Genomic DNA, 3466 nt, shown 5'->3' on the forward strand with positions numbered 1-3466 from the left:
GGTATAGAAAGGGTGTGTAAAAAATTGATTCATAATATAATACAGCAACGCTAAAAATGTTAAAAACAGGGTTTCGATGCGAAAGAAAGAGGAAGAGGTGCTAGGCCTTAGGCCATAGGCACTAGGGGGAAGTATGACGGAAAATCAAAAGAAACCTTTCCCTATCACATACTCCGCTATCGCGGACTTCCGTTCAAAGGGGGGGATATGAAGGAAAAGGGAAGAAATGACGAGGGACGAATAACGAAGGTTAAATTTTGGCGGTTAGGAATTAGTTTGTATTTTTGCGCATCAATAGCTAAAAAAGAAAGTTGCGAACCAAAGTCTTCGAGAGCTCTCTGTTGGATATGTGGAGGCGAGTAATTGGCATATTTAGGATTTAGCAAATGAAGACTGGTCAGACGAGATAGGACAGAGAGACGAGAGGGGCTGGTGAGATTTAGAAACTAAAAAATAAAACAAACAAAAATGAATGATTTTTCGACTGCGGATTTTGAAGGACTCATTAAAGAGTGGATTACCGGACTTATTAAATTTGCGCCTACACTATTGTGGGCAATTGCGCTTTATTTTATAGGGCGATACATTATTCGGTTTATTGCAAAACTCCTTAAAGGCTTGATGGTACGCCGTGGAGTAGACGTGGCCTTGCAGGGATTCCTCTTGCAAGTAGTACGGTGGATACTCTATATTGCTCTGTTCCTTACTATCGTGCAAGTGATAGGTTTGCCTGCGACTCAGTTTATCGCGATTATTACCAGTGGTTTTGTAGCAGTGGGGTTAGCCTTACAGGGGTCGCTATCTAACTTTGCAAGCGGGATAATGATTCTTATCTTTAAACCTTTCCGCGTAGGCGATACCATTGAAGGTAATGGCGAAAAGGGGACAGTAAAAAACATTGGACTCTTTGCTACAACTCTTAACAAAGCCAACAACGAGCAGGCGATTATCCCCAATACCCAACTTTTTAGCAATAGCATTATCAATTACAGTAGGGAAGAGAAGCGCAGGGTGTACGTATTAGTAGGTATAGGTTACAGTTCGGATATTCAAAAAGCTCGCGAAGTGCTCTTGCAAATTGCTAAAGAAGAACCCAAAGCCTTGCCTGACCCTGAGCCTGTGGTATACGTAGAGGAATTGGCTGATAGTTCGGTGAACCTTTCACTGCGCTATTGGTGCTTGACTTCCGAGCACGCAGGGTGTATATTCCGTACTTTAGAGACTATCAAAAACCGCTTCGACGAAGCGGGTATAGAGATACCATTCCCACAAGTGCAAGTGCATCAGTAGAGAGGCAGTGATTAATGGTTAATGATTAGTGATTAAAAATTGTTCTTTATTCATTGCTAATTGATATTTATTTTATATTTTTGCTCCATCTTAACATCTAAAAAATAAAACATAATGAAAAACATTTTATTATTAGCTACGGTAGTTTTGGCGTTTGCCAGCTGTAGCAAAAGTGACGACGACAACAATCTGCCATCAAGTGATTACAAGCTAAGTGCAGATGGTCTTACCCTTGTACAGTGGACGAACAGCACCACTACTACTCTTGATATGCAGGCCGACAACAAACTACAAAAGGTGAATACAATTGGTGAAAATGCTTTTAAGGGGCATAAGAAATTACAGACGATTACCTTTCCTGACAATTTAAAAGAAATAGGAGCAAATGCTTTTGAAGGAGCTTCTCTTAGTGGAACTGTTACTTTTAATACTAATGCTACTGTTACTTTTGGAAAAGAAGCATTTAAAAGTTCGGGTATTAGAGTTGTAAAACTTCCTAAGACAGCAGAGCTTTCAAATAGTATTTTTGAACAGTGCTCTAATTTAACAGAGGTAACCTTCTCTTCTGTGAAGAAAATAGGAGAAAATGCTTTCTATCAAACTGCTCTTACTGAAGTGAACTTAGATAACACTGGGCTTACTGAATTAGCAGGGGCTGGTTTTTCACTTTGCTCAAATTTGACAAAAATAACTTTGCCTACCACACTTCAAAGTATAGGTAAACTGTCTTTTTTCGGTTGCTCTAAGCTTCAAACAATGATTATCAATGCCGAGAAAGTTCCAACATTAGTGGATAAAAGTGCCTTTCATTCATCAACCCCTAATATTTATGTGCCTTCAAATTTGGTAGATAATTATAAAGCGGCAAACGTATGGAACGAATACAAAGATCATATTTTCCCTAAGCAATAATCTCTATTAAATCAAAAAAGACATACAAATACCGGCTTAAAGATAGTCGGTATTTTTTTGTGAATATTTCGTTGTTAATTGTTCTTTATTTAGTACCTTTGTGGCGTCTTTAACATCATAAAAATGATTTTACAATGAGAAAAATCTTCTTTTTTGCCTTCGTGGCTATTGCTTTGGTGAGTTGTCGTAAGAAAGATGACAACGGTAACGAGGTAAACGTATCGCCTAATGACTACACTCTCAGTGCCGACGGTCTTACCTTAATAAAATGGACTAATAGTAGTACTATTTCTATTGATATGCAAGGGGATAGCAATTTGCGGAAAGTAAACACTATTGCCGAAAATGCTTTTAAAGACCTTAAAAGTTTAAGAGCGATTACTTTTTCGGACAATTTAAAAGAAATAGATTCTGATGCCTTTTCAGGAACAAACCTCAGTGATGGCGTAAACTTCAACTCTTATTCAGACGTTGTTTTTGGCGAGAGGGTTTTTTATCGTTCGAATATTAGAAAAGTGGTACTCCCCAATACTAAAGCGTTATCTAACCGGATTTTTGCTGAATGTAGAAACTTAAAAGAAGTTACTTTTAAAAGGACGGGTATTATAGGCGATGGGGCTTTTTCGTCTTGTGGAACTCTTGAATTAGTAGATTTAACAGATGCGGGAGTTACTCATATAGGGAAAGAGGCTTTTGCGAACTGTAAACTTTTAAAAAAGGCAATCCTTTCGGTAACTATGAACTTAAAGACGATAGGAGATAAATCGTTTGCGAACTGTACTTCGTTAGAGAATGTTACTATTCTTGCGCTTTACCCGCCGTATTTAGAGGGAGATCCTTTTTCTGGGATAGCTAAAACTAAGTTTCCTACTTTTTATATCCCCAGAAAACCTAAGGATTTATTGGATATATACAAAGGGGATAACAATTGGAAAAATTTAGTTGATAAGATTCAGTTGATACCAAAATAATTAGGTGCGAGCCGCACAGGCGGGGGAGAAATGAGAGAATGAGGAAATGAGAGAATGAGGAAATGAGAGAATGAGGAAATGAGGAAATTAACAGATTAGTGGAGTAAATGTTAATAATACCTACCGACAATCAACTTTGGCAAAGTTTGAGATGAAAAAGCGACGTGTTGAGACTATTAGGGGTGTTCGGAAGGAAACGGAAAAGTTCGGAAGAGGGGAAGTAGGATTTTTGGTGAAAAAAGGCTGTAAGATGGGTGGTCTTAGCTTATAGAGAGCTTATAGGAAGCTTATAC

3 protein-coding genes are annotated in these 3466 nt (G+C 38.2%); all 3 read left to right on the top strand.

The window, feature by feature from the left end; genetic code table 11:
- Positions 1–468: 468 nt before the first annotated feature.
- The 3 genes from HMPREF9072_RS09650 to HMPREF9072_RS09660 all read left to right on the top strand — a co-directional run bounded on the left by HMPREF9072_RS09650 (position 469) and on the right by HMPREF9072_RS09660 (position 3173).
- Positions 469–1290, top strand: coding sequence for a mechanosensitive ion channel family protein (locus HMPREF9072_RS09650; protein WP_002674535.1), 822 nt, complete (start codon positions 469–471; stop codon positions 1288–1290).
- 114 nt (positions 1291–1404) lie between these two features.
- Positions 1405–2202, top strand: coding sequence for a leucine-rich repeat domain-containing protein (locus tag HMPREF9072_RS09655; protein WP_009411545.1), 798 nt, complete (start codon positions 1405–1407; stop codon positions 2200–2202).
- A gap of 134 nt (positions 2203–2336) precedes the next feature.
- Positions 2337–3173 (top strand): leucine-rich repeat domain-containing protein, encoded by an 837-nt coding sequence (locus tag HMPREF9072_RS09660; protein ID WP_009411546.1) that lies wholly within the window; start codon positions 2337–2339, stop codon positions 3171–3173.
- The last annotated feature ends 293 nt before the right edge of the window (positions 3174–3466 follow it).

Origin of the sequence: Capnocytophaga sp. oral taxon 324 str. F0483, assembly GCF_000318315.2 — a bacterium.
Taxonomy (GTDB): Bacteria; Bacteroidota; Bacteroidia; order Flavobacteriales; family Flavobacteriaceae; genus Capnocytophaga; species Capnocytophaga ochracea.